This is a genomic window from Nocardia sp. NPDC058497, from assembly GCF_042720195.1.
Classification (GTDB): Bacteria; Actinomycetota; Actinomycetes; order Mycobacteriales; family Mycobacteriaceae; genus Nocardia.
Map to the genome: position 1 here is coordinate 1 of NZ_JBHXMY010000382.1, position 5803 is coordinate 5803.

The window sequence follows — 5803 nt, forward strand, 5'->3', positions numbered from 1 at the left end:
GGTTCGGACGACCGCGGGTCGTCAGGCATTGCGCAGTACGTCCAGGGCGTTCGCCAGGTCGTCGGGGTACTCGCTGGTGATCTCGAGCCAGCGACCGTCGGCGGGGTGGTTGAAGCCGAGCTGGCGGGCGTGCAGCCACTGCCGTTCCAGCCCGAGGCGCTTGGCCAGGGTCGGGTCGGCGCCGTAGGTGAGGTCACCGCAGCAGGGGTGGCGCACGGCCGAGAAATGCACCCGGATCTGATGGGTGCGGCCGGTCTCCAGATGGATGTCGAGCAGGCTGGCCGACTGGAACGCCTCGACCGTGTCGTAATGGGTGACGCTGGGACGCCCGTCGGCGGTGACCGCGAACTTCCAGTCGTTGCCGCGCGCCCGCCCGATCGGCGCGTCGATGGTGCCGCTGCTCGGATCGGGATGTCCCTGCACGAGTGCACGATACTGCTTGTCGACCGTGCGTTGCTTGAAGGCGCGCTTGAGCGCCGTGTAGGCGTGTTCGGATTGAGCGACGACCATCACGCCGGAGGTGCCGACGTCGAGCCGGTGCACGATGCCCTGGCGTTCGTGCGCGCCGGAGGTGGAGATGCGATAGCCCATGGCGGCCAGCCCGCCGACCACGGTCGGCCCGGTCCAGCCGACGCCGGTGTGCGCGGCGACGCCGACCGGCTTGTCCACCGCGACGATGTCGTCGTCGGCGTAGAGGATCTTCATCCCCTCCACCGGGGTGGCCTCCACGACCAGCTCCCGCTTGGGTTCGGGGAACACCACTTCCAGCCAGGCGCCCGCGGTCAGCCGGTCGGACTTGCCCGCGGCGACACCGTCGAGCTGCACCGAGCCCTCCTCGGCCATCGCGGCGACAGCGGTGCGCGACAACCCGAGCAGCCGGGCCAGGCCCGCGTCGACCCGCATCCCGTCCAGCCCGTCGGGTACGGGCATCGTCCTGGTTTCCCTCATACAGCGTCCTCCTGCGCATGCCCGAGGGGCCCTACGTGGTTACGCACGCTGCCTCCTCCGGGCCCTGACTCGGTCATGCGGTCTCCTCGCTGGTGTGTTTGCGACCGCTGCGGGTGCCGTCCGGTTCGAAACCGAACACGGTGAGCGCGACCAGCAGAATCGCCCCGCACACGATGGCGGAGTCGGCGACGTTGAACACCGGCCACCAGCCGACGGCGACGAAATCGACGACATGGCCCTGCAGCGGGCCGGGGTAACGGAAGATCCGGTCGACCAGGTTGCCCAGCGCGCCGCCGAGCACCATGCCCAGGCCGATCGCCCACCACAGCGAGCGCAGCGTGCGCCCGATCCGGATGACGCCGATCACCACCGCGGCGGCGATCAGGGTCAGCAGCCAGGTCATGCCGGTCGCCATCGAGAACGCCGCGCCCGGGTTGCGCACCAGGGTGAACCGCGCGAAATCGCCGATGATCGGCACCGATTCGCCAGGATCGATGAGGGCGACGGCGAGGCATTTGGTCAGCAGGTCGAGCCCGAACAGCACGACCGCGATGACCAGCAGCATCGGCAACCGGCGGGGACCAGCGGGTTCGGCCTTGCCTGCGGTCTTCGGCACGGCGTCGGCCGCCGGTGCCGCTGAGTCGTCGCCGGTCTCGGGAACGGCGGCGTTGTCGGTTGGCCGGTCTTCACTCACGCGACCATCATTCCCTAGTGGCGATCGGTGCTGCGCCGCGGTGCCCGGGATCCCAGCTGTTACTCAGGAAGCGGTCGTACCCTGATGGCTGTGACGGTGTTGTCTAGTTCTCGCTTACCCCGCATCGCGCGCCCCGGGGTGTTACTCGTGGCGCTCGTGCTCGGGTTCGCGACCTTCGGCGCCGGGTGCGCCGACCGGTCGGCGTCGCCGGCCGACGTGGAGGGCACCGAGCCGCTCGGCATCGGCAAGGAAGTGACGGTGCCGATCTCGGCGGCCGTCACCACGCTGGTGTCGGCGGGCGACGAGCCGCGCGAACTGTTGCGTCCGCGCTACGCGGTCGGTACCACGCAGGAGGTGACGCTGCGCACCGACTACCGCATCCAGCAGCAGATCAACGATCAGCCCGCCCGTGATTTCTCGCCCGCCGCGCTGACCATCCCGATGACGGCCTGCGCGGACGAGGACGGCGTCGATCTCACCGTCGGCACCGTCACCACCCCCGACCCGGCCCTGAACAAGGCGTTCACCACCGCCGACGGCTCCCACGCCGGCCTGGAGATGAGTGACCTCGGCGCGATCACCGAGCTGCGTATGGCGCCGTCCCCCGAGACGCCGAACACGGCCCGCGCGGCGCTGGAACAGGCCTTCTATCAGGCCGTGTACCGCTCGATCGCGTTCCCCGACGAGCCGGTCGGCGTGGGCGCGGTGTGGACGGTGCATCAGGAGATCACCGGCGGCGTCACCCTCGACCAGATCACCACGGCCACTCTGACCAGCCGCGACGGCGACCGGCTCAGCATCGATCTGCAGGTGAGCCAGACCCCGACCGACAAGGTCTGGATGCTGCCCAACGACGCGGGCGCCCTCGACATCGACGGTTACGTCATGGAGGGCACCGGCACGATCACCGTCGACCTCGGTCTGCCGCTTCCGGTGTCGGGGGCGATCGAGGTCGGCGGTCAGCAGACCTACCGGGACTCGCGCAGCGAGAGCACCCTCGTGCAGACGCAGTCGACCCGCGTCTCCTGGACCGAATGATGCGTTCGGCCCTGCTGCGCGCGAGCGCGGTCGCCTCGGCGTGCGCCGTGATCGCCGGCTGCGGGTCCGACGGCGAATCCACCGGGTCCTTCCCCTCGGCGGTCACCGCGGCGCCGGGCTCGGGCACCGTCGTCCGCGATTCCGCGCAACTGTCGGCGAGCCTGCTGGCGGCGGGCGATCTGCCCGGAGCGTTCAGCGTCGTGCCACCGCGCACGCCCGCCGACGACACCGCCGTCCCGCCCGCGGCGCCGACCGACCCGCCCGACTGCGCGCGCCTGCTCTCGCCGATCGCCGAACAGTGGCCGGGCTCGTCGGCCGCCGCGTCGGTCCAGTTCGCCGGGCCGAGCTACGCCACCATCGATATCGACTCCGCGAGCTATTCCGATGCCGCCCTGTCCGCCGCCTTCGACGCGCTGCAGGCACAGCCCCGCCGCTGTGTGACCTACTCCGGTGACGACGCGGGCGTACACATCGACTACCGCACCACCGCGCTGACCCAGCCGCCGGCGGGCGACGCGAGTTCGGCCTTCACCCTCACCGCCGGCAGCGAGGGCCTGACGCTCACCTCATCGACGGCCCTGGTCCAGGTCGGCAACACCCTGGTCCAGGTCGTGGTGACCGCGCCGGAAACCGTCGACCCCGGTGTGCTGGCCGACCTGACCGCCGCGCAGGTGCGGAAACTGCGCGGCTGAGCCGTCACCCGCTGACGGGCACCGCGAGCTTGCCGCCGAGATGGGCGATGTAGCCGCGCACCTCGTCGGCCGAGCGATCGGGCAGCCCGAAGACCGTCTCGGTGACGCCGAGTTCGGCCCATTGCGCGAGCTGCGCGGCATCGTGGCGGCCGGCGAGCGCGATCACCCGGGGCGTGCCCTCGCGGCCCTCCTCCCGCCACACCCGGTGCAGCAGGGCGATCTTGTCGCCGAGGTCGCCCTCGGTCGGGGTGGTGATCCAGCCGTCGGCGTGGCGGGCCAGCCAGCCGAAGGACTTCTCGGTGCCGCCGGCGCCGAGCAGGACCGGGATGGTCGGGCTGATCGGCTTCGGCCACGACCAGCTCGGCCCGAAACGCACGAACTCGCCCTCGAATTCGGCTTCCTCCTGCGACCAGATCGTGCGCATCGCGTCGAGGTTCTCGCGCAGCACGGTGCGGCGCTTCTTCGGGTTGACGCCGTGGTGGGCGAGTTCGTCGGTGTTCCAGCCGAATCCGACGCCCAGCTCCACGCGGCCGCCGGAGAGATGATCGAGCGAGGCGATGGTCTTGGCGAGGGTGATCGGATGATGCTCGGCGGGCAGCGCGACCGCCGTCGACAGTGTGATCCGCTCGGTGACCGCTGCCGCGGTGGCCAGCGCGACCCAGGGATCGAGGGTGCGCAGGTAGCGGTCGTCGGGCAGCGACGAGTCGCCGGTCTGCGGATGGGCCGCGGCGCGCACCACCGGGATGTGGGTGTGCTCGGGCACGTAGAACGCGTCGAAGCCGGCGTTCTCGGCCGCCAGCGCGGCGTCGGCGGGCGTGATGCCCCGGTCACTGGTGAACAACACGAGCCCGTACCGCATGTTCCGGCCCTCCGGATCAGACAACAAAACTGAAACAAGTTCTATCAGTCTTTCGGGTCCGCCGGAAGACCACGGACCCGACATCCTTTCCCCGGCAGGGCGAGGGGAATAGGCTCGGAACGGTCCGAGCATCATCCTCGACCCGGAGGTATCCGATGTCTGATGTTTGCCCCTTTCCCGAAGGCTATCCGCGCATCTGCCCCGGCATCTCGTGCGCGGGCGCGGCAGCCGCGATCGACTTCTACACCGCGGTCTTCGGCGCCACCGAACGCATGCGCATGCCCGGTCCCGGCGGGACCGTCGCCCACTGTGAACTGCTCGTCGGCGACTCCGTGCTCATGGTCGGCGACCCGGCACCCGAGATCGGTTTCCCCGATCCGAAGGAGGTCGGCGGTTCGCCGGTCAACCTGATGGTCTACGTGCCCGATGCCGACGCCGCCTTCGCGGCCGCCCTCGAGGCGGGCGCCACCGAGATCAACCCGATGACCGACCAGTTCTACGGCGACCGCAGCGGCGCCTTCGAGGATCCGTGGGGTCACCGCTGGACCGTGGCCACCCACATCGAAGACGTGTCGGAGGAGGAGATGCAGCGGCGCATGGAGGAGATGATGAACGCGGCGGGCTGATCAGGCCGCCACGATCGAATCACCCTCCACCCGTACCGGTTTCGCCGGCAGCGGCTGGGTGGCCGGCCCACCGCTGACGCTGCCGTCGAGCCCGTACCGGCTACCGTGGCACGGGCAGTTGATGGTGCCGTCGGAGACATTCCCGACCGTGCAGCCCGCGTGCGTGCACGTGGACGACAGGCCGACGAAATTGCCCGCGGTCGGCTGGGTGATCACGGTGTCACCGACGATCACCCCGCCACCGACCGGCACGTCGGCCGTCTTCGCGAGCTCCCCCGCACGCCCACCGGCCGGCGCCTGAGCCCCGGCAGCCGCACCCTCGTCCTTGCCCGCACACGCGCTCAACGTCGCGCCGACAGCGAGCATCCCCGCCCCGACGACAACGGTCCTTCGGTCGAACCGGATCTCATTACTGGTCATCGTGGAACTCCGATCGAGGATGACTCTCGCGCCGACTCTTCTCCGGTTCAACGGAATCCACCCGCTTGCGGTTCGAATTCAGCCGGAGCTGATCGCCGTTTCCCTCCTTATTAAAGGATAGATGTTAACCTTAAATAAGGAGGTGCGAATGGCTGAGCTGCTGCAGTGCCGCTGGGAGAGCTCGCTGGACCGGGGCAGCCTGTCCCGGCGTGACCGGAGCGCGGGGACCTACTACGCCTACGTTCCTGACCCGTTGATGGGCAGGGCCTTCACCCTCGACGGCCCCACCGTCGCGGACATCGCCGACGCCGAGGTCGCCATCGCCCGGCTCGAACGTGATGCCACGGCATTGTCCGACACCGAGGTGCTGTCGAGGTTGCTGCTGCGCGCGGAAGCCGTTGCCTCGTCACGGATCGAAGGGCTCGAAATCGGCGCGCGCCGACAAAAAAGAGACGCGGCGCCCCCCGCCCGCCCCCACAACCACCCCCCGGCAACCCCGCAGGGCGGGGTGGGCTCAAAAGCAACA

The 5803-nt window shown here is 69.9% G+C and carries 8 protein-coding genes; 4 read left to right on the plus strand and 4 right to left on the minus strand.

The features are described from left to right. Positions 1–21 precede the first annotated feature (21 nt). On the minus strand, positions 22–948 hold the full coding sequence (locus ACFWPJ_RS22540; protein WP_378854313.1) for an RluA family pseudouridine synthase: 927 nt from the start codon (positions 946–948) through the stop codon (positions 22–24). A gap of 73 nt (positions 949–1021) precedes the next feature. Next, the gene (gene lspA, locus ACFWPJ_RS22545; RefSeq protein ID WP_378854327.1) at positions 1022–1564 is read right to left on the minus strand and encodes a signal peptidase II; all 543 of its coding nucleotides are present in this window, start codon (positions 1562–1564) and stop codon (positions 1022–1024) included. A 162-nt stretch (positions 1565–1726) separates the two neighbouring features. Here lspA and ACFWPJ_RS22550 point away from each other — a divergent pair, with 162 nt between their 5' ends. Together ACFWPJ_RS22550 and ACFWPJ_RS22555 are read left to right on the plus strand one after the other, a co-directional pair. Next, positions 1727–2680 carry a hypothetical protein gene (locus ACFWPJ_RS22550; RefSeq protein ID WP_378854315.1) on the plus strand — a complete coding sequence of 318 codons (954 nt, stop codon included), beginning with the start codon at positions 1727–1729 and terminating at the stop codon, positions 2678–2680. Continuing rightward, positions 2677–3372, plus strand: coding sequence for a hypothetical protein (locus ACFWPJ_RS22555; RefSeq protein WP_378854317.1), 696 nt, complete (start codon positions 2677–2679; stop codon positions 3370–3372). Before ACFWPJ_RS22550 ends, ACFWPJ_RS22555 begins: the two co-directional genes overlap by 4 nt. Before the next feature lie 4 nt (positions 3373–3376). On the opposite strand, the gene ACFWPJ_RS22560 is transcribed toward ACFWPJ_RS22555, so the two are convergent. Beyond that, positions 3377–4231 (minus strand): TIGR03619 family F420-dependent LLM class oxidoreductase, encoded by an 855-nt coding sequence (locus ACFWPJ_RS22560; RefSeq protein ID WP_378854319.1) that lies wholly within the window; start codon positions 4229–4231, stop codon positions 3377–3379. 155 nt (positions 4232–4386) lie between these two features. On the opposite strand from ACFWPJ_RS22560, the gene ACFWPJ_RS22565 reads away from it, so the two are divergent. Beyond that, on the plus strand, positions 4387–4857 hold the full coding sequence (locus ACFWPJ_RS22565; RefSeq protein ID WP_378854321.1) for a VOC family protein: 471 nt from the start codon (positions 4387–4389) through the stop codon (positions 4855–4857). Here ACFWPJ_RS22565 and ACFWPJ_RS22570 read toward each other — a convergent pair whose 3' ends face one another. Beyond that, complete coding sequence (locus ACFWPJ_RS22570) at positions 4858–5277, minus strand: ubiquinol-cytochrome c reductase iron-sulfur subunit (protein WP_378854323.1); 420 nt, start codon at positions 5275–5277, stop codon at positions 4858–4860. A 148-nt stretch (positions 5278–5425) separates the two neighbouring features. Between ACFWPJ_RS22570 and ACFWPJ_RS22575 the strand changes: the two genes are divergently transcribed. After that, the coding region (locus ACFWPJ_RS22575) for a Fic/DOC family N-terminal domain-containing protein (RefSeq protein ID WP_378854325.1) at positions 5426–5803 on the plus strand (378 nt) is incomplete at its 3' end.

Coding starts and splice junctions, on each gene's coding strand:
- ACFWPJ_RS22540 (WP_378854313.1), bottom strand. CDS start 948: ATGAGGGAAACCAGGACGATGCCCGTACCCGACGGGCTGGACGGGATG.
- ACFWPJ_RS22550 (WP_378854315.1), top strand. CDS start 1,727: ATGGCTGTGACGGTGTTGTCTAGTTCTCGCTTACCCCGCATCGCGCGC.
- ACFWPJ_RS22555 (WP_378854317.1), top strand. CDS start 2,677: ATGATGCGTTCGGCCCTGCTGCGCGCGAGCGCGGTCGCCTCGGCGTGC.
- ACFWPJ_RS22560 (WP_378854319.1), bottom strand. CDS start 4,231: ATGCGGTACGGGCTCGTGTTGTTCACCAGTGACCGGGGCATCACGCCC.
- ACFWPJ_RS22565 (WP_378854321.1), top strand. CDS start 4,387: ATGTCTGATGTTTGCCCCTTTCCCGAAGGCTATCCGCGCATCTGCCCC.
- ACFWPJ_RS22570 (WP_378854323.1), bottom strand. CDS start 5,277: ATGACCAGTAATGAGATCCGGTTCGACCGAAGGACCGTTGTCGTCGGG.